This window comes from Rhizobium sp. LCM 4573 (assembly GCF_001854865.1).
GTDB lineage: Bacteria > Pseudomonadota > Alphaproteobacteria > Rhizobiales > Rhizobiaceae > Neorhizobium.
In genome coordinates, this window is sequence record NZ_MDDW01000001.1 from 790,361 (window position 1) to 815,794 (window position 25,434).

The following is a 25,434-nucleotide window of genomic DNA, read 5'->3' on the forward strand; positions in this document are numbered from 1 at the left end:
CCCGCAGCATAGTTTTGAACGAACACGGAGATTCGATCAATGCTGACGTCGAACAAAGGACCGGCCTTCGAGACCCCTGGAGCGGAAGGCGGCACGCTTTCGGAGATCGAGCGGGACGCGGAGGACTGCACCCGCTGCGATCTCTATCGCGATGCGACCCACATGGTCTTCGGCGAGGGACCGTCGAAGGCCGATATCGTCTTCGTGGGCGAGCAGCCGGGCGATAAGGAAGACTTGGCCGCCCGCCCCTTCGTCGGCCCAGCCGGAAAACTCCTCGACAAATGCCTGGAGGAAGCAGGCATCGACCGCGACCGATGCTATGTCACCAATGCCGTGAAGCATTTCAAATTCACCCCGCGCGGCAAGCGGCGCATCCATTCCAAGCCGAATGCAGGCGAAGTGCGGGCCTGTTCCTGGTGGCTTGCCGCCGAGCTGCGGCTCCTGAAACCGTCGCTGGTCGTGTCTCTCGGAGCGACCGCCCTATATTCGCTGCTCGGGCGGCAGGCCAAGGTCACCCGCGACCGCGGACAGATCCTTAGCACGCCGAGCGGCGTGCCGGTGCTGGTGACTATTCATCCCTCCGCCCTGCTCAGGAGCCGGGATCGGGCGGATGCCGAGATGAACCGCGCTCGATTCGTCGACGATCTGCGAAGGATCGGCGGCTTTTTGAAATGAAAGGACTGAGGATATCCCGTGGCATACGAACTCTATTACTGGGACGGCATTCAGGGCCGTGGGGAATTCGTGCGGCTAGCCCTTGAGGAAGCCGGCGCGCGCTATGTGGATGTTGCCCGAGGCAGCCGGGGAACCGCCACTATGATGGATTACATTCACGGCCGGCACGGCTTCGACATGCCCTTCGCCCCACCGTTTTTGAAGGATGGCGATCTGGTGATCTCGCACGTCGCCAACATTCTCCACTATCTCGGGCCGAAGCTCGGCCTCCTGCCCGAGGATGAAAAAAGCCGCTGGTTCGCACACGGCCTGCAACTCACGATCACCGATTTCGTGACCGAGGTACACGACACCCATCACCCGCTGGGCTCGGATGATTACTACGAAGACCAGAAGGAAGCCGCCAAACTGCGCGCGACGAATTTCCTGAAATACCGGCTGCCGAAATTCATGGGCTATTTCAACCGCGTGGTCGCCGCCAATCCGGCTGGGAACGGTCATGCGGTCGGTGATCGGCTCACCCATGTCGATCTGTCGCTGTTCCAGCTTGCAGAAGGGCTGGCCTACGCTTTCCCGCACGCAACCAGGAACTTCGAGAGAGACTATCATCACCTCGGCAGGCTTCGCGACATGGTGAGGAACCGGCCGAACATTGCCGCCTACCTCCGCTCGGATCGCCGTCTGAGCTTCAACGAATCCGGCATATTCCGGCACTACCCGGAACTCGATGACGAGCCGGCGTGAAATGACGCCGGCTCGTGACGCCATCTATTCGACAACGGCGCAGGCGAGCCGTTTGCCGGCATCGCCGGAGGGCTGGCTGGAATAATCGTCCTTGCCGCCATGCACCATCAGCGCTCGGCCGGTGATGCCGTTGTCACCCTCGCCGAGCGTGACCGCGCTGTTGAAGACCTGGGCGCGAAGCGTGCCGTCCGCTCCCACATACTGATTGGGCATGTCGCCCGCATGCGGTCCGTTTTCCGCCTGGTAGCCATGCTGCGCGCTGGTCGGATTGAAATGGCCGCCCGCCGATTCATGGCCGGTCGTGTGATCGCAGGTTCCCGTCTCATGAACGTGGAAGGCGACCCATTGACCCGCCGGAAGCCCGCTTACCTCGATCTCGATCAGGACGCCGGTCTTCGTGCCGGTCAGCGTCGCCGTGCCGACGTCCTTGCCGTCGGCGCCGACGAATTTCGCGGTGGCCGTCGATGGCTCCTGTGCGATTGCGGCGGCTGCGAAAAGGGACGGGAAAAGGGCTGCTGCGAGGGTTCGTCTCATGCCTTGTGCTCCTCTATGGTTCCGACGAGCCGCGGCAGAATGCCCGCTCAGCTCGCTTCTTCCCCCAGCTCCTGAAGAATCTGATGCCGCGCCCGATTGAGGCGGCTTTTCACCGTTCCGACCGCGCAATCACATATTTCGGCGGCGGTCTCGTAGCTCTCGCCCAGGATGGCCACCAGAGTCAGCACTTCACGGTAATGCGGCGGAAGCTTCTGCAAAGCCTCCTGCACTTCCTTGGCGCGCATGCTGACCTCCTGCGTCGCAGGTATGGGCGTATCGCCGGAAATATTGTCTTCGACGCCCGGAGCTTCCCGGCCCAGCACCTTGGCGCGGGTATAAAAAGTGTTGCGCATAATGGTGAACAGCCAGGATTTCAGCCTGGTTCCAGGCTCGAACTTGTCGAGATTGGCGAGTGCCTTGGTCAGCGTTTCCTGCACCAGATCGTCCGCATCGGTCGGGTTGCGGCAGAACGTACGGGCGAAAGCGCGCAGAGCCGGTATCAGCTTTACTATGTCCGCACGTGCAGGCTCGCCATTCAACTGTGATTCAGACACCGTTGCCTACCTCTTCGAAGTCTCGATGGCGGGAATGACGGTGGCAAACGCACGCCACGCATATTTGGTTCCCGGAAGATGAACGGGCTGTTCATCTTCGTGACGGAACAAACTTCGCCCTGCTCCTGTTGATAGTTTTTTCCGGCTGTTCGGCTTTCATGGAGTACCGATCATGGCACCGCGCGCGAACTGGAAAGGCTATCTGAAGGTCGGGGAGTTGAGCTGCCCGGTGGCTCTTTATACGGCCGCTTCGACCTCGGACCGGGTGAGCTTTCATATTATCAACCGCGATAGCGGCAATCGGGTCCACCGCAAGATGGTCGATGCTGAAACTGGCCGGGAGATCGACAGCGAAGACATCGTGAAGGGTTTCGAGGTCRCAAGCGGCGAATACGTCATCCTGGAGCCGGAGGAGATCAAGGCCGCCGTTCCGGAAAGCGACAAGACGCTTTCGCTGGAAACGTTCATACCCTGCAACGGTGTCGATACGCTCTATCTCGACCGGCCGTATTATCTGGCGCCCGCCGACAAGCCTTCGGCGGAAATTTTCGAGCTGATCAGGAAAGGGCTTCAGGAGAAGGACGTGGCGGCACTTGCCCGCACCGTGCTCTTTCGCCGGCTGCGCACGCTTTTGATCCGGCCTTCGAACGAGGGGTTGATCGCCACCACGCTGAACTACGACTACGAGGTGCGCTCGTCCAAGGAGGTCTTCTCCGACATCAAGGAATTCAAGATCGAGGGCGAGATGCTCGATCTCGCCAGGCACATCATCGATACCAAAAAGGGCGTATTCGATCCAACCGAGTTCGACGACCGGTATGAAGCGGCACTTGCAGAACTCGTGAGGGCCAAAATTGAAGGCCGCAAACCTCCGAAGAAGCCGAAGCGGGAAGAAAAGAAGGTTTCCAACCTTCTGGACGCACTGCGTCAGAGCGCTCGCGGCTCGGCGCCATCCACCGGCAAGACTCCGGCGCGGAAAACCGCGCATAAGACTGCGCCTCGTAAAACTGCCGCTCCCCAGAGAAAGGTTGGCTGAATATGGCGCTCGAAACCTATAACCGGAAGCGCAATTTCAGGGCTACGCCGGAACCAGCCGGAAAAACATCGGCGAGCCGCAGGGCAAAGAGCGGCGGCAACAGCTTCGTCATCCAGAAGCACGCGGCAACAAGGCTGCACTACGATTTCAGGCTCGAAATGGACGGCGTGCTGAAAAGCTGGGCGGTTACCCGCGGCCCGAGCCTCATACCGGGCGAAAAGCGGCTGGCGGTGCATGTCGAGGACCATCCGCTCGATTACGGTGGTTTCGAGGGCACGATCCCACAGGGTAACTACGGCGCCGGTGCCGTGCTGCTCTGGGATCGCGGCACATGGGAGCCGGTCATCGATCCTCATAAGGGCTATAAGAAAGGCCACATGGAATTCGAACTTAAGGGCGAGAAGCTGGAAGGCCGCTGGCATCTGGTGCGCATGGCGAACCGCGAAGGCGAGAAGCGGGAAAATTGGCTGCTGATAAAAGGCGAGGACGAATTMGCCCGTGCCGAAGGCGATYCCGATATCCTGGAAGAAAAGCCGCTTTCGGTGAAGACCGGCCGCGCAATCGAGGAACTGGAAGGCCGGAAGAGCAAAAGCAGGGCAAGGAAAACGAAAGCCAAGGCTGCAAGCAAAAACGAACCAGAAGCCGCAGCTACCCCGCAGATTCCCGGCATGAAGGGAGCCACGAAGGCAAGCTTTCCGGATTTCATCGAGCCGCAGCTCGCAACCTTGGTCAAGACCGCCCCTTCCGGCAAGCGCTGGGTCCATGAGATCAAGCTCGACGGTTACCGCCTGCAGGCACGTATCGAGGACGGGAAGGTCAAGCTTTTGACCCGCACGGGTCTCGACTGGACCGACAGGTTCGGCAAGGAGATCGTCACGGAATTCCGCAAGCTCAAGATGGAAAACGCCATCATCGATGGCGAGGTTGCGGTCGAAAGCGGCACCGGCGCCACGGATTTCTCACTGCTGCAGCAGGAACTGAGCTCCGGCCGCAGCGATCGCTTCACCTTCTACGCTTTCGATCTGCTTTACCTGGATGGCTACGATCTCACCGGCGCACCGCTTCTGGACCGCAAGGAGGCCTTGCAGGCCCTGCTGGCGGGAACCGGCCAGAGGCTGCGTTACAGCGAGCACTTCGAGGAAGAGGGAGGATTGGTTCTCAAGCATGCCTGCCGCCTGAGCCTCGAAGGCATCGTTTCGAAAATCGCCAACGCGCCCTATCGTCCCGGTCGCGGCAGGGACTGGCAGAAGTCCAAGTGCTCCGCCCGCCAGGAATTCGTCATCGGCGGTTATGTCCCCTCCTCCGTCTCCGACAAGGCGATCGGCTCGCTGGTGATGGGCTATTACGAAAAGGGCAAGCTGCGCCACGCCGGCCGCGTTGGCACCGGCTATACCAATACGGTCGCCCGATCGCTCCTGAAGACGCTCAATGAATACCGGATCGACAAGAGCCCGTTTGACGAAAAGCTCGCGGCGGTGGAAAAGAAGGACGTCGTCTTTCTGAAGCCCGAGCTGGTGGCCGAAGTCGAATTCCGCGGCTGGACGGCCGATGCGCATATCCGCCATGCTGCTTTCCGGGGTCTTAGGGAAGACAAGAATCCGAAGGACATCGTCCGGGAGGGCGGACCGGTGAATGCAGCCGAAGAACCGAAGATGCCGGCCCGCACGGTCAACCTTACCCATCCCGATCGGGTCTACTGGCCGGATGCGGGCGTCACCAAGGCCGGTCTGGCCGATTATTACACCCAGGTCTGGCGGCTTATGGCGCCTTTCGTCGTGAACCGGCCGCTCGCGCTCGTGCGGGGCCCCGACGGCATCACCAAACAGCTCTTCTTTCAGAAACACGTCTGGAAGGGCATGACGAAACACGTGGTCCCGGCACCCGACCCGACCGATCCGGACGAGATAGATATCGCCATCCGCGACCTCGACGGGCTGCTTGGCCTGGTGCAGGGAGCCGCTCTCGAAATCCATCCCTGGGGCTCGACGCTCGACCATTGGGAAAAGCCGGACATGGTCAATATCGACCTAGATCCCGGCGAGGGCGTCACCTGGGAGGGCATGATCGAGGCTGCGCGGGAGGTGCGGGAGCGTTTCGAGGCGATCGGCCTGACGGGCTTCGTCAAGACTTCTGGCGGCAAGGGCCTGCATGTCGTGGCGCCGGTCAAGCCGAAGGCCGAGTGGCCGGACGTAAAGTCGGCAATGAAAGCTCTCGCCGACGGCATGGCTGGCGATAGCCCCGATCAGTATGTCTCGACCATCACGAAATCCAAACGCAAGGGCAAGATCCTGGTGGATTACCTGCGCAACGGTCGCGGTGCCACGGCGGTCGCCCCCTACTCCACCCGCGCCCGCGCGGGCGCTCCGGTCTCCATGCCGATCGCTTGGGAGGAACTGACCGGCGCGATAGGTCCGGCCTATTTCACCGTCAACAATGCCCTTCCCCGGCTTGCCCAGATGGCCACCGATCCATGGGCGGATTTTCGCAAGGCGGAGGCGGAGATCGCGGTTAGCGGAAAGCAAACGCGCGCCAGGAAATAAGCCCTATTTGCGGGGGGAGCGCTCGGCCTCGAGGCTCTTCTTGAGCGCGCTCATGATGTCGATAACATTGCTGGGGCGTTCTTCCGCCGGCTGCTCGGCGCGCTTCTTCGTCTTCTTGCCTTTCTTGCGCTCGGCAATGATGTCGAGCAGCCGCTCCTGGACCGGGTCATCCGCCAGGGAAGGCTCCCAGGATTCCGTCCGCTCCTCGATGAGCTTCTTCATCATCGTCAGGTGCTTGGCATCCGGTTTCGCGTCTCTCGCATTCTCGAAATAGGGCTCCGGATCGCGCACTTCGTCACCGTAGCGGAGTGTCCAGACGACGATCCCCCTGTCCTTCGGCACGAGCATCACAGCCCGCTCGCGGCGATACATGACGAGCCGGGCAATGCCGGCCGTGCGGGTCTTCGCCATGRCCTCCCGGATCACCGCGAAGGCTTCGGCGCTCACCTCGTCGTCGGGAGCGAGATAGTGCGGCCGGTCGTACCAAAGCCAGCCGATGGACGCGGTAGGCACGAAAGTCTCGATGTCGATGGTACGGGTGCTTTCAAGGCCGACATCCTCGATCTCCTCGTCCTCGAAGAGCACATATTCGTCCTCCCCTTTGGGGTATCCCTTCACTTGGTCGTCATCCTCCACCGCCTCTCCCGTTTCCGCATCGACATACTGGCTGAGCACGCGGTTATGGGTTTTGCGATTGAGATTGTGGAAGCGCACCTTGGCGCTTTCGGAGACCGCGGGCGTCATGGTCACCCTACAGGTAACCAGAGACAGTTTGAGATAGCCCTTCCAGAAAACGCGCGGCGCCATTGGGAGAATTCCTTGCCTCGACCGCAAGGCAAACGCCATCGCCGCACGGAAGTTCCGGAACAAACTATTGCCGCAACCGTTTGGGCGGAACAAAGACAGGAGGGCAAAACCGTGAACAACAAAGGCGCCCCTAAACCAGAAAAGGACTTGGATAAGAGAACCGTCCAACGTTCCGCGCGCGAACGCCAGGAGGCAAGCGAGCTGGAAGAGCAGCTCGAAGAAGGCCTTGAAGACACCTTTCCGGCGAGTGACCCGGTCTCGACAACCGTGACCTCGATACCTTCCGGAACCCCGAAACCACCGCGTCGTTGAGCGCCCGCCGCCATTTCCGCCCTCGGCGGATAGCGCCCACGAGCCGGGTTACTGGCCGGGGCGCTGAATGTGTTCCATTTACTTTTTCGGGGAATTTCCGAAACTTATGATGTGGTGTATGGAGGACTGGTGTAAAGTTCGGCAAGCGGAGTAACTATCGGCATTGATGTGCCGGTTATTGGACGCTTCAGAGGTCGGGATGACGAAAAAGATCGCTCCAGTCTCGGAGACGGAATTGAAATTGGGTCGTCGAGTGAGCCGCGAGGTTTCCGTACTCCTGACGGAGATACAGAAGGAACCGGTTCCCGATCGCCTGTTGCAGCTTGCGCTCGAGCTGCAGAAAGCCCTCAACGACAAGCTTGGCGAGCGACCCGACTGATCGAGCCTTGCTCAACTTCCAGTTCCTATTTGAGCTGGGTCGAGATGATATTGTCGACCTTCACCTTGCCAGCGACAATCCCTCGCGGACCTTCCGGACTAAACCTGCCGCTGTCGTCCTCTATCACTGTGTAGAGCTTTTCGTTGCGGAAGGTGCTCGCCATCTCCGTCGAATTGCCTTCGGCGGGAGAAGCATCGATGTCGGTGAAATCGAGCTCCGCCTGGCTGGCGACGAGGCGCGCATCGCCGGGCGTTCTCGCCCGTACCACGACCTCTCCCTGCGAAGGGGAATTCTGCCAGTTCGGATCGTCAGCGGCGGCGACCGGCACAAGCCGATAGACCTTCAAAACTTCCTGCATCGGTGTCTCTCCCGAAATTGCCTTGCGAGACAAACGTTCGCCCCGCCCGCCGGTTCCCCGGAGAACATGGCCAGGAACCTCGCAAGGCCACGCCCGTTTCTGCAGATCTCCTTTCAAATCGACCGATCGGGAATTTCATGGAAGACCCAAGACATTGCCGCCATCTCTGTGTCGACATGCAGCGCATGTTCGCCGAGGACACACCCTGGAACGTGCCGTGGATGCAGCGCGTGCGCGAGCCGGTGGYGGCGATTTCCGAAGCTCACCCGAGCGAGACCATATTCACCCGTTTCGTGCCCGTGCGGGAGCCGTCCGAGGCGCGCGGCACATGGCGGAACTATTATCTGAAATGGCCGATGATGACCCGCGAGACTCTCGGAGATGCGATGGTCGATATTCTCCCCGAGTTGCGGGCACTGGCCCCTCCCGCCGTGGTGTTCGACAAGCCTATATATTCACCCTGGCTGGATGGTCGCCTGCATCCTTTTCTGCAGCAGCACGAAGTGACGACGCTGGTGATTTCCGGGGGAGAAACCGACGTCTGCGTGCTTGCCGCCGTACTGGGCGCCGTCGATCTCGGTTACGCGATCATCCTTGTCCAGGACGCGATCTGCAGCGCATCGGATGAGACGCATGACGCTTCTCTCGAGCTCTACGCCAACCGCTTCTCGACGCAACTGCGCCTGTCGAACGCAGCCGAAGTCATCGATTGGTGGCGCTAAGCGGTTGGATATCCTTGGCGGAACCTTTGGCGCGGCCACCGGTTGTCTTTGAAAGGGAAGTCCCCAGGAGACAAGGAGGTGTCCCTCGATGAAACACGAACAACCGAAGTCCGGCCGCCCCGGCGAAACCTCCCAATGGCCCCGTTGGGAAGGGCCGGCTGAAAGCCGCCCCAGCGGATATCTACCGGGAGAGGCGAATATCTTCGCCGACGATCCTCAACAGCAGGTGCATCGCGGCAAGGGACCCAAAGGGTACCGGCGCGCCGACAGCCGCATCGAGGAAGACGTGAACGAACGGCTGACCCAGGACCCCTTCATCGACCCGACGGATATCGTGGTATCCGTAAAGGACGGCGTGGTTACTCTTCAGGGCCATGTCGCGAGCCGGGCCGACAAGCGCCGGGCCGAAAACTGCGCGCTTGACGTGCACGGGGTTTCGGATTGCCTCAACAGCCTGCGCATCAAGCCCGAGCGGCATTAAGGCTTGTCGCACAAAGGGACTTAGCCCCCGGGACGAAAGGAGAAAGCGATGGCCGACAATCTCTGGTTTTTCGCCGTGGCGATCGGCCCGATCCTCCTCGGAGCCGCTATCCTCTACGGCATCATGCACCGCCGCCGGCTGAGCCGCGGCGAGCAGCACCGGCAGGAAGACGCCGTGGAAAATCTTTACGATAAGCCGCCGGGTGGCCGAGAGCCTTCCACCCATCAGCCCGACCATCAGCCCAACGCTCAGCGTTGAGCGGATCTGCGTTGAGTGGATCTACCATCAGGAACCTTCCAGCCCTCTGCTGGTTAGATGCCTCGCTAACCCTCGCCAGGAAACACCCCTAACAAGGAGAGAGACAATGGCCACCAAGACCCTCGATGATCTTTTCTACGAGACCCTCAAGGACATCTATTACGCTGAACGCAAGATCGTAAAGGCCCTGCCGAAAATGGCGCGTGGCGCTCGAGACGAGAAGCTGAAAGCCGCGTTCGAGAAGCACAAGGAAGAAACCGAAGGTCACGTTGAGCGCCTGAACCAGGTTTTCGAGATCATCGGCAAGCGCGCCCGTGCCAAAACCTGCCCGGCGATCGACGGCATCATCGAGGAAGGCGAGGACATCCTTGACGAATTCAAGGGAACGCCTGCTCTGGACGCCGGCCTCCTGGCAGCCGCACAGGCCGTCGAGCATTATGAAATCAGCCGCTACGGCACGTTGCGCGCATGGGCCAAGCAGCTTGGACTTAAGGACGCAGTGAGCCTTCTGGAGGCGACGCTCGCCGAAGAGACCAAAACCGACGAGGCTCTTACGGGTCTTGCGGAAGCTGCTCTGAATTCCGCCGCCCAGAGGGCAGCCTGAGAGGCACCGGAAATGGGGCGCCGATGGCGCCCCTTCTTTTTTCCGCCCATAAAGCTGCCAATTCCGGTCAGCATTCATGACAACGAAAACGCTCGTGACAGCACCAGAAACCGACCGCGAGCCATCGATAATATGGGCTCAACCGGTTGCGTGTCAGAGTATATCGCAGTACCCTTTCTTATGGATGCCTCTCCCCGTTTCGGTAACTTTTCCAACCGGTGAAAAGCTCCCCGAACGGGCGAATTTTCGCATTCCAATCTGCGGCACGCGAGCAGAGATTTTCATTTTCCATACCCGGAACTTTTTCATTCCCGCGACGTTCGGGATTGGGCGAATGGAGACGAAATATGGAAGCCGAGGAAGACTGGATCAGGAAACGGGCTTATGCTTTGTGGGAAGCGGAAGGTTATCCTTCCGGCAAGGACAGGGAACACTGGGAGAGGGCAAAACTCGAATACGCCACCCTTGTTTCCGCGCCGGCCAAACCGGCAACGGTACGCCGCAAACGCAGTGAAATTTCCGAACTGACCGCTTCTCCGGAACCTGCCGTCAAGTCAGTCCCCCTGAAGGCGCCAGCCAAGAAGCGCGCGAAGAAAGTTTCGCTGGAACAGTGACGCCCGGCGAGGCCGGATCACGACCATACTCCGACGTCGTTCTGCCGCGGCAAGCACCATTGCCGCGGGCGCGATCTCTTACGCTGGAAACCGCCATGGCATCTGGACGCGCATACTTTCCAAATCCTGTCCTCAAAGGGAACGCCGGGCGTGTTCCCGATGTTTGGATCAATGAAGATCAAGCACGGAGGCAGGCATGACGAGCGTTCCCTCTCCAGCCAAGATACGGGACGAACGACACGGCTTGGCGGATCGCGGAGCGGCTTTCACCGATCATCCGATGGAAGCTCCCCGGATGAAGATCCTGTCCGTCACCTCGGAGATATTTCCCCTGGTGAAGACCGGCGGCCTCGCCGACGTTACGGGTTCTCTCCCGAAAGCGCTGAAGCCCTACGGAGTGGAAACCATGTCCCTGGTACCCGGCTATCCGCGTGTCATGAAGCAGTTGAGGAACGCCTTACCGCTCATGGTTTTCGAGGATCTCCTGGGTGAAAGGGCCTCTCTGCTTCACGCCAGGATCGATGACCTCAACCTTTTCATCGTCGACGCGCCGACGCTCTACGATCGTCCCGGCGGTCCTTACGTGGATGAGCACGGGATCGACCATCCCGACAACTGGAAGCGCTTCGGCGCCCTCTCGCTCGCAGCGGCGGAGATAGCCCATGGCGCCCTGCCCGGCTGGCAGCCGGACCTCGTCCACACGCATGACTGGCAGTCCGCACTTACCTCGGTCTACATGCGCGAAATGGGCTGCTCCACCCCCGTGGTGATCACCATCCACAACATCGCCTTCCAGGGACAGTTCCCGGCCTATCTGCTCGGCCCGCTTCGCCTGCCGCCAAGAGCCTACTCCGTCGATTGCATGGAGTATTTCCGCGATATCAGCTTTCTCAAGGGCGGGCTCCAGACCGCTGACGCGATAACCACCGTCAGCCCCACCTATGCGCGCGAAATCCTCACCCCTCGCTTCGGCATGGGCATGGATGGCGTCCTGAGCCAACGGGTCGCGGTGCTGCGCGGCATCGTCAACGGCATCGATCTCGATATATGGGACCCCGCGACGGACCCCTATCTGCCGCACAACTACGACATCAACTGCCTGCGCCGGAAACGGGAGAACCGCGCCGTGCTCGTGGAAACGCTGGGGCTCGACCCCACCGACGGCCCCGTCTTCTCAGCCGTCAGCCGCCTCACCTGGCAGAAGGGCATGGACATGCTCGCCGATGCGGCTGACGAGATCATCTGGAATGGCGGCAGGCTTATCGTGTTCGGCCAGGGCGACCACCACCTGGAGGACCATCTTCTGGCAACAGCCGCGCGCTATCCCGGCCGGATGGCCGTCCGTATCGGCTACGACGAGCCGATGGCTCATCTCATCCAGGGCGGCTCGGACGCCATAATCCAACCCTCGCGTTTCGAGCCCTGCGGCCTGACGCAGCTCTATGCGCTGCGCTACGGCTGCGTGCCTGTGGTTTCGCGCACAGGCGGCCTCTCGGAAACCATCATCGACGCCAACGATGCTGCAATGTCCGCGCGAGTGGCGACGGGCTTCCAGTTTCATCCGGTCAACACCGGCGGGCTGCGGCTTGCGCTACGCCGGGCGGTACATGCCTATGCCGATCGCAAGAACTGGGCACGCCTTCAGAACCAGGGCATGAAGACGAAATTCTCCTGGGAACGCAGCGCCCTGCAATATGCGGCGATCTACGCCAATCTCACGCGCCGTTCCGCGGCCACCGTCGGTCAGGTCCGCATCACGCATTGACAAAGAGGAACCGCGGGCGCGATCGGATGGTGACAAACGTCAGGGCCTTCGGAAGAGAGCGAGGCTCCGGCCTTCGAGTTCGAAATCCTTCTCTTTGACGATCCTCTCGCCATGCCGGGAAAGATCGGAAGTGGTCAGCTCCAGCACCCAGCCTTCCTTGCCGAATTGCGGAATGCGGAAAGGCACGTTGCCTTCGAACGGGTTGAAGAGCAGCAGCACATCCGACCAGATGCCGTCCTGGCCTTCGAGGTCCGCGCGAGACAAATGCAGGCCGAGCGTCGTGYCGTCGTCCCAATGTTCCGGCTTCTGTTCGCCGCCCCCGGCATTGAACCAGTTCACCTCCATGCCGTCGCGCCAGCTCTCGCGGCGAAGCAGAGGCTGCTCCCGGCGAAGCTTGATGAGATGGCGGCTAAATTCGCGAAGCTCCTCGCAGGTCTCCGGCAGGTTCTCCCAATGCACCCAGGAAAGCTCGCTGTCCTGACAGTAACCATTATTGTTGCCCATCTGGCTGCGGCCGAACTCGTCGCCCGCTAGAAGCATCGGCGTGCCATGCGAGAAGAACAGCGTCGCGAGGAAATTGCGCTTCTGGCGCTCGCGGATAGCGTTGATGCCTTCGTCATCAGTCGGACCTTCCGCCCCATAATTATAGCTGCGGTTATCGTTATGGCCGTCCTTGTTGCCCTCACCGTTCGCTTCGTTGTGCTTGTCGTTGTAGGAGACGAGGTCGTTCAGCGTGAAGCCGTCATGGGCAGCGATGAAATTGACGCTCGCCCAGGGCCTGCGGCCGCGCTGGTCATAGAGATCGCCGGAACCGAGCAGCCGCGCGGCAAAATCGTTGGAGACGTTTGTGCTCTTCCAATAATCGCGCACGGTGTCGCGATATTTGTCGTTCCACTCCGCCCAGCCGGGCGGAAAGCCGCCGACCTGGTAGCCGCCGGGGCCGATATCCCAAGGCTCGCCGATCAGCTTGACCGTCGAAAGCACCGGGTCCTGCGTCATCGCGTCAAAGAAGCCGCCGCGCTGGTCGAAACCCTCCGGTTCGCGGCCGAGGATGGTTCCGAGATCGAAGCGGAAACCGTCCACATGCATGTACTCGACCCAGTAGCGCAGCGAATCCATGACGAGTTGAAGCACCCGCGGATGCGAGGTGTTTACGGTGTTTCCGGTGCCCGTGTCGTTGATGTAATAGCGGTGCTGGTTCGGCATCGTCCGGTAATAGGAAAAATTGTCGATGCCCTTGAACGAAAGCGTCGGGCCGAGCTCGTTTCCTTCGGCGGTGTGGTTGTAGACCACGTCGAGGATCACCTCGATGCCGGCATCGTGAAAGGCACGCACCATGCTGCGGAACCCCTGAATGCCCTCGGGGCCGTAGTAGCGTGGGGCCAGCGCGAAGAAACCGAGCGTATTGTAGCCCCAGTAATTCCTGAGCCCCTTGTCGAGCAGGTGCTGGTCGTCGGGAAAATAATGCACGGGCATCAGCTCGACCGAGGTGATGCCGAGGCTCTTGATGTAATCGACCGATGCCTTGTGCCCCATGCCCTCGAACGTGCCGCGCAACTCCTCCGGAACGGCGGGATTGAGCTGCGTGAAGCCTTTCACATGCGTCTCGTAGACGATTGCCGCGGGCCAGGGGATGCCCGGCCTCTCATGGTCCTGCCAATCGAAGGCGTTCGGATCGATCACCCGGCATTTCGGCATGAAGGGCGCGCTGTCGCGTTTGTCGAAGGTGAGGTCCTTCTTCTTGTGAGCCAAGTCATAACCGAAATGCGCCGCGTTCCACCGGATGTCGCCGACAAGCTCGCGGGCATAGGGATCGATCAGCAGTTTGTTTGGGTTGAAACGGTGACCATGTTCCGGCGCGTGGGGGCCGTGAACCCGATAGCCGTAGAGCGCGCCGGGTCGAAGGCCGGGCACATAGCCATGCCAGACCTCGTTCGTATATTCCGGAAGCTCAAGGCGGGCCGTTTCTATCTTGCCGCTATCGTCGAAAAGACAAAGCTCGACGCGCTCGGCATGTGCGGAAAAGATCGCGAAGTTGACGCCCTCGCCATCAGGATTGGCGCCGAGCTGGTGCCACGAGCCCCGCTCAACGGTAAACTGGCTTGATTTCGTGTCCATGCCGTACCCTTTCGAACGGACGCGCTATTAATTGCGCGGCACGGCATTTCGTTCCCTGTCTGCTATCGCTGGACGGTTCCCGATGGCGATGTGGCCGGACTTTGCCCGCCGGTTCCCGTCTGAGGCGTGGGATCCTGGTCGGTCGGCGCCGTATTGCCGGTCTGGCCCGATTGCTGCGGAGAAGTGTTGTCCACCGGGTCCGCCTGGTTGTCGTTGGAACCGTCGCTGCAGGCGGCAAGAAACAGCGCCGCCGCGAAAGCTGCAATGGCGGGTTTCATTTCTTCTTGTCTCCGTTGTTCTGCCCGTCGCCCTTGTAGCGGCGATGCATGTCGAGCGCGATGACCTTCTCGATTGCCGCAACGTCTGCCGCCGCGGCAACCGGCACCGGATCGCTCGCGACCGCCTCCAGCACTTCCGGTGAGAGGGCGCCGTTGCGGATGACGTATTCCAGCGCTTCGCGCGTCTGGCGTTCGGCCTTGAGCTGCGCATAGAGAGCAAGGATCAGCCGATCCCTGATATCGTGACCGCCCCTGCCCGATCCCGATCCGGCAAATTCTGCCATGGGCATTCCTCCAAATCTGTCATCGGATTAACTTTCGGTCGCTGCCATTGTTCCCTCTGGGGGACACTCCCCTATCTGGAAAGAAGGGAGACCCTAACCGAGAGGAGACAATTAAATGACTGCGATGACCGCGCAGGAATTGGAGGGCCGGCTGAACGCCCATCGCGAGCTGATGATCGACCTGCTTGCGGCGATGATCGGCGGTGAGGTTACGATCACTGCCTTCCTGCAGAAGCTGCGGGACGACGCGACCTTCAAGGATAACGAGGAGGACCCCGGCGTGATGCCGGAAGATGGCTTCGCGATCGAAAACTCCGCAGCCAGGGAGGTCCGCTCGATCCTGGAAGCCGCCCGTGCTCGGGCAGATGCAGACCGGCTTGCGGGCCGCCGTCCGTAATTATGGCGAGCTTGCCGCCATTGCGGCGATATAATGGAACCGCCTTGGATGCTGCTTCGTTTCCCGCCTATTGGGGCGATGGAGGTATCTATGGTCAGAGAATGGGTGGAAGCCGCAAGTTTCATCCTCGTGGCGGCGGCATGTTATCTGATGATCGTGCCCGTCTGATGTCGGTCGAGATCTGACGTACTCTTGTGCGTCTATTCCGCCTGCCGCTCACGGCGGGAGAAATAGGCCGCAAGCGCCTCGATATCCCCATCGTCGATATTCTTCGCCGCCTCGATCATGAGGTGGCTGTAGCGCGTGCCGCCGCGAATGCCTTGCCGGAAAAGACGGAGCTGGTTTTCGATATAGCGGGCGCTCTGTCCCGAAAGCCGCGGATAGGTGGGATTGCCTCCCGTCCGCTCATGGCATGTAAGGCAGGCGGGAATTTTGTCCTCCGCCCTTCCCCTCTCCGCAAGCGCACGTCCGCGCTCGGTAAGTTCCTCGTCCGCCGATGCGGATAGCGGCGCAGGTCTTTCCTGCCCGGCGTAATGCTTCGCGAGTTCCTGCAGCACGTCGTCATGCAGCGAGCCGGCGGCTACTTCCATGATGCCGCTTGCCCTCTTGCCCTCGACATAGGCCCGCAGGCTTTCCAGGAGATAGGGTTCCGATTGGCCGGAAAGGCTGGGGATGAGGCTTCCCTCCTCAAGGCGGTTTTCCGCATGACAGGCCTCGCATGTCGCGAGCGTCTCCGAAAAGGCATTGGTGAGGACCGAGCGGTTGAAGCCCGCCAATCTTTGATAACCTTCCATATCGAGTTCGGGCAGCTTGCGCAGGAACGCAACCATCGCCCAGACTTCGTCGTCACGGCTCTCGGCCGGCCAGCCCGGCATGCCAGTGAAGCGCACCCCGTGCTTGACGATCTCGTAGAGCTGCTCGTCGCTCCAGGTCGGAACGGCCATTCTCAGGTCAGGCGGCACGGGCAGCATGGAAAGGACGGCCTGCGACCTCTCTGCCACCGGCGAGCCATGGCAGATCGCGCAGCCCGCCTCGTAGTGACCGGCGGCCGGAGGCAGCAAGGCAGGATCGGTAAGCGGCGGCGCCCTCACCCCGATGGCTGCGGTACGGACCGAATTACGCATCACCCAATGYAGGAACCAGTCCGTCACCGCCCAATGGCCGGTGCTGGCCCGTACGCCGACGAGACCCGACCAGCCGACAATGAGGCCGAGGATCGGCAGCAGGATGACGATKGCGATGAAATGCTTCCTGCTGATCCTCATCGCCCCGCACTCCCGGTTTCGTTCGGGACGCCTTCGGTCAGGCTGCGCGACAAGAGGGCCACGCCTCCGGCGAGATAGACGATGGCCCCCACCAGCAGCATCACCACGCCGCCCGCCTGCTGATCAGCGATGGCCGAGAGGGGAGTGCCGAAACAGCTCACTTCCTCAGTTCCGTAGAGCGGCCGGGGAGAGAGGGAAAGCAGAGCTCCGAGCAGCGTCATATGCATGGAGGTGAAGATGAGGCCGAAGGTTCCCGCAAGCCGCCGCTCCTCCCGTCCCGCCGCCGCGCCGCCGAGACAGGAAAGCCAGAGGACGACGCCGGCAACGAGGAAGGAGGCCTGCTCGATAACGGCGAATAGGATCGAGCTTTCCGCAAGCCCCCGCAGCGCCGGCAGATGCCAGCCCCAGACGGCAAAAAGTTCGAGGATCGAGGCGAAGACCGGAGTGATCCAATGCCGCCCTGCCGTCACATCGAAGCGCGTGCCGGAAAGGCCGAGGGCGACAAGCGGCGCGCCGCCGGCCACCACACCCATATGAACGACCATGTGCACGGAGAAGGACGTGCGGTTGGCCAAGGGCAACACGCCAATCCAAAGTATCGCGAGCAGGAGCACTCCCGTTGCAAGACAAAATCTCTTCATTGCTGGCACCCCGCAATGAAGATCAGCGGGATTGCCACATAGATCACTGCGACGAAGCTGAGGCCGGAGAGGAGGAGCGTGGCAAATCCCTGAAAGAGCTTGCGGTCTTCGCGAGTGGGGTCGTCATGAGGCGGGTCGTCCGAACCGAAGCCCCATTGCCGCCAGGCGAGAAAGGCGGAAACCACGATCATCACCAAGGCAATAAGAGTGAAGATGCCGAGACCGATCCGCATCATGTCGATCGAAATTTCGACCGCCATTTCCTTCGCGCAGAAGATGGCCATGGCGACGTAGCAGACCAGGAAATGCACGGCCCAGACCACGGGCGCCGTGAACAGGGTCCAGAGAGTTTCGATTTCGCGGGGGATGAAGCTCTTCATCTTCGGTCACCTCGCCAATGGGAACAGGCCGATCACGCTGAAGGTGACAACGGCGGTGACGGCCATGAAGTGCCAATAAAGAACGACATTGCAGATGTCCTGATCGTAGTCCGCCGTCATCCGCCCCATCAGGCTGCGGGCGAGGCAATAGAGCTGCATGATCGCTCCGACGGCGCCATGGGTGACGGTCCAGATGGCCACGATCCAGACAATCGCCGGATAGACATGCGCGGTCGGCTCCATGCCGTGGGCATAGGGGCCGGCAAGCCCCGCCGCTGAACCCGCAACCGTCAGCACGAAAGCGGCAACAAGACCCAATCGGGCGGCGACTATCCGGCCACGGCCATTGAGTTCCCGGACAAGGACCATCACGCCCCAGGCGATCAGGAAGAGAACCAGCGCGACCATGGGCCAGAGGGTGCCCGGTCCCGCAATGCCGGCGGTGAAATCCTCATGGATCGTCCAGTAGAAAAAATAGCCGAAGATCAGGCTCGCAAAGGCTGTTCCGTCACCGACCATGGTGATGAACATCGCCCACCAGCCGACCGAGGCCGGTCCCGAGACATAGATCGGCAGCTTTTCGCCGAGCCCGACGTCCATCTCAGGTGCTTCGGGAATGGGCGCGGTTCCAGTCCAGAGCCACACGAGAACCGCGATCAGGGTGATGATCGCGCAGACGATCGTGGTGATCCACCAATGGAAGGTGAGCGCGATGAAGACGCCCCCGAGCGCCACCGCAGCGATGATCGTGACATAGGAAACCCCGCCGACGCGCAGGCATTGGATAGGCTTGGCGTCGAGCGCCGAGGTCACCAGCGTTTCGCGATAGCCCGATTTCGCATCCGGCAGGTAGAAGCGGCCCGCTTCGATATCCTCCTGCAGATTGGGCTGATCCCAAAGGGGATAACGGCTGTTGATAATCGGCACGGAGCGCATGCCCCAGGTCTCGTCGGGATCATTGGTCCACTCCAATGTTCCCGAATTCCATGGATTGAGGTTGCGTCCCGCAGGCTTCGGCCTCGGCCGCACGACATCGATGACGAAGGTTGCAACACCTGCGGCGAAGATGAAGGCGCCGATAGTAGAGACAAGATTGAACCAGTCCCAGCCGATATCGGCCGGGTAAGTGAAGACCCTGCGGGGCATTCCCCGCAGGCCGGAAAAATGCATCGGAAAGAAGCCAATGTTGAAACCAGTGAACATCAGCCAGAAGGCAATCTTGCCCCAGGCATCGCTGAGCTTCTTGCCGGTGAAGAAGGGGAAGTAATAGTAGACCCCGGCGACGACCGGAAACAGCATGCCGCCGATCAGCACGTAATGCAGGTGGGCGACCACGAAATAGGTGTCGTGCGCCTGCCAGTCGAACGGCACCAGCGCCACCATGACACCTGTCAGCCCGCCGATCACGAAGATAATGATCCCGCCCGCCCCGAAAAGCATCGGAACGGAAAAGATCACCCGGCCCGCCAGCATGGTGGCGATGAAGACGAAGATCTGCACGCCCGTCGGGATGACCACCGCTTCGGAAACCGCCGAGAAGAAGGCGAGCGATATCTGCGGCAGCCCGGTGGTGAACATGTGGTGGACCCAGAGCCCGAAGCTGAGGAATCCCGTGCCCACCGCGGCAAGCACGATCCAAGAATAGCCGACGATCGGGCGCTGCGAGAAGGTCGGCACGATCATCGCCATCAGAGCGATCGCCGGCAGGAAGATGATGTAGACTTCCGGATGGCCGAATATCCAGAAGAGATGCTGCCAGAGCAGCGGATCGCCTCCCCGCTCCGCGTCGAAGAAGGGCCAGTCGAACATCCGCTCCATTTCGAAGAGGATGTCGCCGGCGATCAGCGGCGGAAAGGCGAACAGGATCATGCCCGCGACGATCAGCAGGTACCAGGCGAACATCGGCATCAGGTTGATGCGCATGCCGGGCGCTCGGCATTTCATGATCCCGACGATAATCTCGACGGCCGCGGCGATCGACGCCACTTCGATGAAGGAAAGGCCGAGCAGCCAGATATCCGCGCCGATGCCGGAAAACTCCTTGTCGGTGGCGAGCGGCGGATACATGAACCAGCCGGTATTCGGCGCCGAATTGAAGAAGATCGACCCGCAGACGAAAATGCCGCCGATGAGGAAACTCCAGTAGCCGAAAGCCGAAAGGCGCGGAAACGGCAGTTCCCGCGCGCCGAGCATGGACGGCAGGAGGAAGATCGCAATCGCCTCGAAGATCGGCACCGCGAAGAGGAACATCATGACGGTGCCGTGCAGCGTGAACGCCTGGTTGAAGAAATCCGCCGTCAGGAGATCGTTGTTGGGCACGACGAGCTGCAGCCGCATGAGCAGAGCAAGCAGGCCGGCAAACAGCATGAAGATGAAGGCCGTCACTCCGTACCAGAGGCCGATCTGGCTGTTGTTCACGGAAGTCCAGTAGCGGATGCCTTTCGGCGTTTCCCACACGTGACGCAGCCGCGCCTCCTGGGCCGCCCTCTCCTCCGGTGAAAAATTGCCGAGCTCCCTCTTCATCTGAGCTCCTTCAGATAGGCGGCGATCCGCTCGGCATCGCCCTCGGGCAGCATTCCGAAAGAGGGCATCCTCGCCTGCGGTTTGATTTCGGTCGGATAGCGAATGAAGCGGGCGATATGCTCCTGCGTATTGGAAAGGGTCCCCGCGCCGACCGTCGCCCGCTCTCCGAATGCGGTCAGGTCGGGGCCGATCGTCCCTTTCGCCTCGGTGCCGGAGATTGCATGGCAGGCCGCGCAGCCGTGGCGCAGGAACAGTGCAAGCCCCGCCCCCTCTGTGTTTACCGAAGCGGCTTTGCGCGCCGCGAGCCAGATGTCGTACTCGGTCGGCTCGAGCGCCAGTACGGAAAAGGCCATCAGGGCATGGGAGGGGCCGCAGAATTCGGCACAGACGCCGCGATAGGTGCCTGGTCGCGAAGCCTCCAGCATCAGCCGGTTGGTCCGCCCTGGAATCATGTCCATCTTGCCGCCGAGCGCGGGAATCCAGAAGGAATGGATAACGTCCGGCGATTTCACCTCGAAAACCACCGGCTCGCCGATGGGCATGCGCACCTCGTTGGCCGTCTCGAAGGCGAGTTCACCATCCGGATCGAAATAGCGCACCCGCCACCAGAACTGTTCGCCGGTGACCTCGATCCGCCRCATGCCGCCATCCTGCCCCCCAAACCAGGGGCGAATATTCGGCATCAGCCATACCGCATAGGAGAGAAGAGCCGCGAGAATGAGGACGGGCAGGATCGCGCCGCACCAGAGGATCACCCGTCCTGCCGCCGCATCCGAATGGGCTTCGCGCTTGAGGYGGCCCGCATAGATGAGCGCGCCGACCACGGCAACCCAGATCAGCACGCCGCCGACAAGCATGGTGAAAAAGAGCGTTGCTATGTCCTCCGCCTCGGGTCCCGCGGGATCGAGGGCGGATTRCATGCCGGAACAGGAGGTAAGCAGGGGACAGAGACTGAGGAAAATGCCGCAGGAGAATGAAAGGCCCCGGAAGGGAACACCTCCACCGAAGCCGGCTTTCGATCGGATTGGCCGGCCTTTGTTGCCGGTCAAGCGGTCATTTTTCTTTCGGCACATGTTCGGCGAGCGGGGCTGGAGGTTGCAAACCGCAAAAACATTCCGCCGAAAACACGCTTCTCCGTAATTTGTTCCAACAGACCGATAACAAACTGTAACGGGCGGAGAAAAATTTGGAACGATTCAGGCCAGGAGAGGTTAATCGTTTGCGTTGGGTTTGACCCCAGATTTTCGCGACGGGAGAGAGATCATGCGAAACTTCATCGCCATGCTGAAGGAAAAATTCGTTCGGGCGGCTTCGATAAAGAAATGCGCGCAGCAGCAGAACGGCGAGATGCAGGTCGTCGTTCCGGAGGCTGTCGTGCTTCCGCTGCCGAAGGCGCCGCGCGAGGAGATCAGCGTGCCGGCCTCCATCAACGGGCGGGATTTGTCGACCGGCCGCCTCTGACGGCGGCCAAAATCTCAAGCACGAAATCTCATGTGAAAGGAGTTCGCGATGGCTGACATCGGGTCCGCAACCATTCTCATCCTTGCAGCCGACGGCTACGAGCGCTCTGAATTGCGCGTGCCGCTGGAGGAACTGCGAAAACGCGGCGCCAAGGTGAAGATCGCCTCGATCAAGACCGGCGAAATCAAGAGCTGGGACCAGAAGGATTGGGGCGACTCCGTACCCGTCGATCTCGCCGCCGCCGACGTCAAAACGGAGGAATTTGACGCGCTCGTTCTTCCGGGTGGACAGATCAATCCGGATATTCTGCGCACCGACGATAACGCGATGCGCGTGGTGCGCGATTTCGTAAGCAGCGGCAAGCCGGTGGCTGCCATCTGCCATGCGCCCTGGCTGCTTGTAGAAGCGGACGCGCTGCGTGGGCGCAAGGCCACTTCCTATCATTCGATCCGTACGGATGTCCGCAATGCAGGTGCCGCATGGGAGGACAAGGAAGTGGTCACCGATAACGGCATCATCACCTCCCGCTCGCCGAAGGACCTGCCGGCCTTCGTCGCGAAAATCGTCGAGGAAGTGCAGGAAGGCCGCCATAATCGCCGGGCAGCGTGACCGCCACGCTACGCTCTCATAGCTCGGCGACAACCGCCCGCGAGTAATCGCGGGCGGTTTCTATTCCGAGGTAGCACGCAGGAAGGCAAGCAACCGGCGCTCGTCCACTCGGAGGCCCTTCGGGCCAGCGGTCTCCTCCTCCAGAAGCTCCTCCAGAGGCGAGATGTCCTCAGAAAGCGAGAGGATGGAGGGATGGATGTAGCTGGAGCGGCAGACCGCCGGGGTATTGTGGAGCACATCCGCCGCCGCCTTGCACAAGACCTTGATCTTCGGCCGCTTCTGCTCCTCCTTCACGGTGTCCCAGGCGGCGCGGAACGCCGCGAGGCTTCCGCCCCAGGTGCGGAATGTCTTGGCCGATACGGCAAAGCCGGCCGCCTTCGCGAGATAGGCGTTCAGCCTGCCGGAATCGACAGGATGAGGCACACCGCTCTCATCCGGCCATGAGAACAGCTGACGCCCCGGCAGATCGGCAATCTCCTCGAAAATGCGTTGGAGCCGCGGATTTCGAAGCGTATGGCGGACCCGCTTGCCCCCCTTGGCCGTGAAACGCAGCAGCACTGCATCGTCGGAAACGGTCATATGCCGCTTGAGAAGCGTGGTGGCACCATAGGTGCGGTTCTCACGCGCATAGGCCCGGCTGCCTACCCGCAAGTGCGTGACATCCATCAACGCGACGAGCGCGGCGATCACCGCATCCGACTTGTCCAGACCCCGAGCGAGATCGCGGGCCGCGCGCCGGCGGATGCGCGGCAAGGCTTCGGCAAACTGGATCAGCTGATCGAATTTCTGCTCGCTGCGGAAATTCTGCCAGTCGGGATGGTAGCGATACTGCTTCCGCCCTCGGGAATCGTAGCCGGTTGCCTGCAGGTGGCCATTCGCATCCAGGCATATCCAGACATTCTCGTAGGCCGGCGGTAGCCCAAGCGCGTCGATCCTTGCCCGCTCGTCCGGATCGGTCAGAAGCTCTCCATCCGGCAGGCGATAGCAGAAGCCTCGCCCCCGCCGGAGCCGGCGAATGCCCGGCTCCGTATCGCTGACATAGACAAGCCCGATGGATTTTAGGGAGGCGGCATCGATATCGATGGTCTTCGGAAGTGCGTCCATGGCCGCTTAACGGCAGCCAGGAAACGAAGTTCCTCCGTACCTCAATTGAACGCGAGATCCTTGAGACTTTCGGAGGAATCCCGCTCGAAGGCAGCACGGGGCGCCGTCAGTGTCCAGCGCAGCCCCTCGTCTAGGAACTCCATCTCCACGGTTCCGCTGAACGCGGCCGAGGCGTGCCTCTGAACGATGGTCGTGCCGAAGCCTGTCCGGGAAGGCTCCTTGGCAGGCGGACCGTCCAGCTCCTCCCATCGGATACGAAGCTTCGTTTCGTCTTCGACCTCAAAGTTTTCCCAGGTGAGGCGAACTTTACCCTGGGGCACGGAGAGAGCGCCGTATTTGACGGAATTCGTGGCGAGCTCGTGCAGGACGAGCCCAAGGTTCTGCACAGCCTCGGCCTTCAGCGTGAAATCCTCGCCGCGCATTTCAACCCGCTCGAAGGCTTCCGCGAAAGTGCCTAGTTGGATTTCCACCACGCGACGTATCGACACGCCGGCCCATTGCTCCCGCGCCAAGGCTTCGATCGACTTGCCGAGTCCCTGGAGGCGGTTGCCGATCGCCTTCTGGAACTCCTCCATCGTCGTGTCTTGCCGGGCGAGCTGCCGCATCATCGCCTGGACGAGCGTCAGGATGTTCTTCGTGCGATGAACGAGCTCATGGAGAATGAGATGTATGCGGTCCTCGGCCTGGCTCCGGTCGAAGGATGCATTGGAAAGGGCGATGGCGATCTGGTTCGCTTCGGTGATCTTCGTCTCAACCGGCGAGACGATCTCGCCTTTGCCGATTCTTTTCGCCATTTCGGCGATCTGGCGGATCGGAATACGAAGCTGACGCGCAACGAGCCAGGCGAACAGCATGCCGACAGCAAGAAACAGCAGGCTTCCCCCGACCAGCTGCCGCATCGTCGAAAGAATGCTCGCCTGTGCCGATTCGATCGGCCCCCAGACGACCGCCTTCCACGACCATCCCGTAACCTGGGCATAGCCGTACATCTGCCGCGGAGTTCCGTCGACATCTTCGATCGTGCCGCTGAAGCCGCTCATCAGCCGCAGGGTTTCTTCCGGAAACGTGCTGCCGAAAGCGGGGCTCTTCTCGCCGCTGGACGTCACGACCTTGCCGGTGCCGTCCACCACCGCCACCGACCAGTCCTTCGCCAACCCTTCGGTCGATACCAGCCTTTGGAGATCATCGACATTCTGCGTCATGATGAGGGCGGCGCCCACATGCGAAAGAGACTGCGGCAACGGCAGCGTGATGTTGAAGACGAAGCGGCCGCTCGTCGCTCCGAAGAAGACGTTGGAAACCTCGGTCACCCGCGATTTGAGCGCCGATTCCAGCGAGCCCACATTGGCAACCCTGCCGAGAGGCGTGYCGAACGGCACCCGCGTGTTCAGGCGCTGCTGCCCGTCGCGGTCGACCAGGATGACATAGACCGAATTGGAACGCAGGCTGTTCTGGGTTCGGTTGTGAAAGGAGCGCAGGTCGCCGTTTTCGAGTTCCGGCGACGTGGCCAGGATGCGAAGCGTCGTCGACATGTCCTGCAGCTCGCGATCGATCGCACGCGCCACGAGCTGGGCATCCTCCGCCGTTTCATTGGAAAGAATCTCGCGTTCGTTCGCTTCCAGCTCCATCATTAGGAACGCGACGAACACAAGCAGCGGCACGGCGACCACCGCCGCGAGCGCGACCAGGTAGACACCGATGGACGCGGTTGGAAAAAGACGCGAAATCCTAATCATTTCGCGCCCTTGCCATACGCGGCACACTGCAGGGGCAACAAGCTCCCGCACGCATTTTCATTTCGTATCCCGCCCTTTGCTAATATAGCAACGAATACTTTTCTATCCGCTTTTGTTGGCAGGGCCAAGGATTGATTGCCGGCCGCGTCCTTCTTCTTCATCAAAGGAAGACCGGCTGCAGATGGGCGGCAGCCACCCTGCAATCATCGATGCAGGGTGGCTGAAGGAGACTCATCGATTGAGCAGATGGGCGAT

Annotated in this window: 29 protein-coding genes; 15 read left to right on the plus strand and 14 right to left on the minus strand. The window is 61.0% G+C overall.

Annotated elements, in window-relative coordinates:
• Window positions 1-39: 39 nt before the first annotated feature.
• Both LCM4573_RS03970 and LCM4573_RS03975 read left to right on the plus strand, forming a co-directional pair.
• On the plus strand, window positions 40-675 hold the full coding sequence (locus tag LCM4573_RS03970; RefSeq protein ID WP_071004659.1) for a UdgX family uracil-DNA binding protein: 636 nt from the start codon (window positions 40-42) through the stop codon (window positions 673-675).
• An 18-nt stretch (window positions 676-693) separates the two neighbouring features.
• Window positions 694-1,419, plus strand: a complete 726-nt coding sequence (locus tag LCM4573_RS03975) for a glutathione S-transferase (RefSeq protein WP_071004660.1) — start codon at window positions 694-696, stop codon at window positions 1,417-1,419.
• A gap of 24 nt (window positions 1,420-1,443) precedes the next feature.
• On the opposite strand, the gene LCM4573_RS03980 is transcribed toward LCM4573_RS03975, so the two are convergent.
• Entirely contained in the window at window positions 1,444-1,953 is a 510-nt protein-coding gene (locus LCM4573_RS03980) for a superoxide dismutase family protein (protein WP_071004661.1), read from the minus strand.
• A gap of 47 nt (window positions 1,954-2,000) precedes the next feature.
• Window positions 2,001-2,507, minus strand: a complete 507-nt coding sequence (locus tag LCM4573_RS03985) for a sigma-70 family RNA polymerase sigma factor (protein WP_244505219.1) — start codon at window positions 2,505-2,507, stop codon at window positions 2,001-2,003.
• Between the two features lie 172 nt (window positions 2,508-2,679).
• Here LCM4573_RS03985 and LCM4573_RS03990 point away from each other — a divergent pair, with 172 nt between their 5' ends.
• Both LCM4573_RS03990 and ligD read left to right on the plus strand, forming a co-directional pair.
• Entirely contained in the window at window positions 2,680-3,543 is an 864-nt protein-coding gene (locus LCM4573_RS03990) for a Ku protein (RefSeq protein ID WP_071004665.1), read from the plus strand.
• 2 nt (window positions 3,544-3,545) lie between these two features.
• The gene (ligD, locus tag LCM4573_RS03995; protein ID WP_071004667.1) at window positions 3,546-6,083 is read left to right on the plus strand and encodes a DNA ligase D; all 2,538 of its coding nucleotides are present in this window, start codon (window positions 3,546-3,548) and stop codon (window positions 6,081-6,083) included.
• A gap of 3 nt (window positions 6,084-6,086) precedes the next feature.
• Here the strand turns inward: ligD and LCM4573_RS04000 are convergent, their stop codons facing one another.
• Window positions 6,087-6,890, minus strand: coding sequence for a Ku protein (locus LCM4573_RS04000; RefSeq protein WP_071004668.1), 804 nt, complete (start codon window positions 6,888-6,890; stop codon window positions 6,087-6,089).
• A 12-nt stretch (window positions 6,891-6,902) separates the two neighbouring features.
• On the opposite strand from LCM4573_RS04000, the gene LCM4573_RS27880 reads away from it, so the two are divergent.
• Together LCM4573_RS27880 and LCM4573_RS04005 are read left to right on the plus strand one after the other, a co-directional pair.
• Entirely contained in the window at window positions 6,903-7,202 is a 300-nt protein-coding gene (locus LCM4573_RS27880; RefSeq protein ID WP_157895480.1) for a hypothetical protein, read from the plus strand.
• Between the two features lie 199 nt (window positions 7,203-7,401).
• Window positions 7,402-7,581, plus strand: a complete 180-nt coding sequence (locus LCM4573_RS04005; RefSeq protein WP_131818932.1) for a hypothetical protein — start codon at window positions 7,402-7,404, stop codon at window positions 7,579-7,581.
• A 25-nt stretch (window positions 7,582-7,606) separates the two neighbouring features.
• On the opposite strand, the gene LCM4573_RS04010 is transcribed toward LCM4573_RS04005, so the two are convergent.
• Window positions 7,607-7,939, minus strand: coding sequence for a hypothetical protein (locus LCM4573_RS04010; RefSeq protein ID WP_071004672.1), 333 nt, complete (start codon window positions 7,937-7,939; stop codon window positions 7,607-7,609).
• Between the two features lie 137 nt (window positions 7,940-8,076).
• Here LCM4573_RS04010 and LCM4573_RS04015 point away from each other — a divergent pair, with 137 nt between their 5' ends.
• The 6 genes from LCM4573_RS04015 (at window position 8,077) to glgA (ending at window position 12,383) form a co-directional block, all read left to right on the plus strand.
• Entirely contained in the window at window positions 8,077-8,661 is a 585-nt protein-coding gene (locus tag LCM4573_RS04015; RefSeq protein WP_071004676.1) for a cysteine hydrolase family protein, read from the plus strand.
• Between the two features lie 88 nt (window positions 8,662-8,749).
• Complete coding sequence (locus tag LCM4573_RS28910; RefSeq protein WP_071004678.1) at window positions 8,750-9,142, plus strand: BON domain-containing protein; 393 nt, start codon at window positions 8,750-8,752, stop codon at window positions 9,140-9,142.
• 48 nt (window positions 9,143-9,190) lie between these two features.
• The gene (locus tag LCM4573_RS04025) at window positions 9,191-9,400 is read left to right on the plus strand and encodes a hypothetical protein (RefSeq protein ID WP_071004680.1); all 210 of its coding nucleotides are present in this window, start codon (window positions 9,191-9,193) and stop codon (window positions 9,398-9,400) included.
• Between the two features lie 106 nt (window positions 9,401-9,506).
• Window positions 9,507-10,004 carry a ferritin-like domain-containing protein gene (locus LCM4573_RS04030; protein WP_071004682.1) on the plus strand — a complete coding sequence of 166 codons (498 nt, stop codon included), beginning with the start codon at window positions 9,507-9,509 and terminating at the stop codon, window positions 10,002-10,004.
• A 347-nt stretch (window positions 10,005-10,351) separates the two neighbouring features.
• Window positions 10,352-10,618: a DUF2934 domain-containing protein gene (locus LCM4573_RS04035; protein ID WP_071004684.1), complete on the plus strand. Its 267-nt coding sequence runs from the start codon at window positions 10,352-10,354 to the stop codon at window positions 10,616-10,618.
• Window positions 10,619-10,913: 295 nt separating this feature from the next.
• A complete protein-coding gene (glgA, locus tag LCM4573_RS04040) occupies window positions 10,914-12,383 on the plus strand; it encodes a glycogen synthase GlgA (protein ID WP_071005173.1) in 1,470 nt (489 codons plus the stop codon).
• A 39-nt stretch (window positions 12,384-12,422) separates the two neighbouring features.
• Here the strand turns inward: glgA and glgX are convergent, their stop codons facing one another.
• The 3 genes from glgX to LCM4573_RS04055 all read right to left on the minus strand — a co-directional run bounded on the left by glgX (window position 12,423) and on the right by LCM4573_RS04055 (window position 15,063).
• Window positions 12,423-14,501 (minus strand): glycogen debranching protein GlgX, encoded by a 2,079-nt coding sequence (gene glgX, locus LCM4573_RS04045; RefSeq protein WP_071004686.1) that lies wholly within the window; start codon window positions 14,499-14,501, stop codon window positions 12,423-12,425.
• Window positions 14,502-14,563: 62 nt separating this feature from the next.
• Window positions 14,564-14,779, minus strand: coding sequence for a hypothetical protein (locus LCM4573_RS04050; RefSeq protein ID WP_071004688.1), 216 nt, complete (start codon window positions 14,777-14,779; stop codon window positions 14,564-14,566).
• Entirely contained in the window at window positions 14,776-15,063 is a 288-nt protein-coding gene (locus LCM4573_RS04055; RefSeq protein WP_071004690.1) for a hypothetical protein, read from the minus strand. The genes LCM4573_RS04050 and LCM4573_RS04055 overlap by 4 nt, the downstream gene beginning before the upstream one ends.
• A 115-nt stretch (window positions 15,064-15,178) precedes the next feature.
• Here LCM4573_RS04055 and LCM4573_RS04060 point away from each other — a divergent pair, with 115 nt between their 5' ends.
• Window positions 15,179-15,460 carry a hypothetical protein gene (locus LCM4573_RS04060; RefSeq protein WP_071004692.1) on the plus strand — a complete coding sequence of 94 codons (282 nt, stop codon included), beginning with the start codon at window positions 15,179-15,181 and terminating at the stop codon, window positions 15,458-15,460.
• A gap of 200 nt (window positions 15,461-15,660) precedes the next feature.
• On the opposite strand, the gene LCM4573_RS04065 is transcribed toward LCM4573_RS04060, so the two are convergent.
• The 5 genes from LCM4573_RS04065 to coxB are packed head-to-tail and all read right to left on the minus strand — an operon-like array spanning window position 15,661 to window position 21,318.
• Complete coding sequence (locus LCM4573_RS04065; protein WP_071004694.1) at window positions 15,661-16,725, minus strand: c-type cytochrome; 1,065 nt, start codon at window positions 16,723-16,725, stop codon at window positions 15,661-15,663.
• A complete protein-coding gene (locus tag LCM4573_RS04070; protein ID WP_071004695.1) occupies window positions 16,722-17,366 on the minus strand; it encodes a cytochrome c oxidase assembly protein in 645 nt (214 codons plus the stop codon). Before LCM4573_RS04070 ends, LCM4573_RS04065 begins: the two co-directional genes overlap by 4 nt.
• The gene (locus LCM4573_RS04075) at window positions 17,363-17,746 is read right to left on the minus strand and encodes a hypothetical protein (RefSeq protein ID WP_071004697.1); all 384 of its coding nucleotides are present in this window, start codon (window positions 17,744-17,746) and stop codon (window positions 17,363-17,365) included. Before LCM4573_RS04075 ends, LCM4573_RS04070 begins: the two co-directional genes overlap by 4 nt.
• 6 nt (window positions 17,747-17,752) lie before the next feature.
• A complete protein-coding gene (gene ctaD / locus LCM4573_RS04080) occupies window positions 17,753-20,269 on the minus strand; it encodes a cytochrome c oxidase subunit I (RefSeq protein ID WP_071004699.1) in 2,517 nt (838 codons plus the stop codon).
• Window positions 20,266-21,318, minus strand: coding sequence for a cytochrome c oxidase subunit II (gene coxB / locus LCM4573_RS04085; protein ID WP_274534841.1), 1,053 nt, complete (start codon window positions 21,316-21,318; stop codon window positions 20,266-20,268). The genes ctaD and coxB overlap by 4 nt, the downstream gene beginning before the upstream one ends.
• A gap of 214 nt (window positions 21,319-21,532) precedes the next feature.
• Between coxB and LCM4573_RS04090 the strand changes: the two genes are divergently transcribed.
• Together LCM4573_RS04090 and LCM4573_RS04095 are read left to right on the plus strand one after the other, a co-directional pair.
• Window positions 21,533-21,730, plus strand: a complete 198-nt coding sequence (locus tag LCM4573_RS04090; protein ID WP_071004701.1) for a hypothetical protein — start codon at window positions 21,533-21,535, stop codon at window positions 21,728-21,730.
• 48 nt (window positions 21,731-21,778) lie between these two features.
• Window positions 21,779-22,339, plus strand: coding sequence for a type 1 glutamine amidotransferase domain-containing protein (locus LCM4573_RS04095; protein WP_071004702.1), 561 nt, complete (start codon window positions 21,779-21,781; stop codon window positions 22,337-22,339).
• Between the two features lie 60 nt (window positions 22,340-22,399).
• On the opposite strand, the gene LCM4573_RS04100 is transcribed toward LCM4573_RS04095, so the two are convergent.
• Both LCM4573_RS04100 and LCM4573_RS04105 read right to left on the minus strand, forming a co-directional pair.
• Entirely contained in the window at window positions 22,400-23,416 is a 1,017-nt protein-coding gene (locus LCM4573_RS04100) for a DNA topoisomerase IB (RefSeq protein WP_071005175.1), read from the minus strand.
• A 68-nt stretch (window positions 23,417-23,484) separates the two neighbouring features.
• Window positions 23,485-25,179: a sensor histidine kinase gene (locus LCM4573_RS04105; RefSeq protein ID WP_071004703.1), complete on the minus strand. Its 1,695-nt coding sequence runs from the start codon at window positions 25,177-25,179 to the stop codon at window positions 23,485-23,487.
• Window positions 25,180-25,434: the final 255 nt, after the last annotated feature.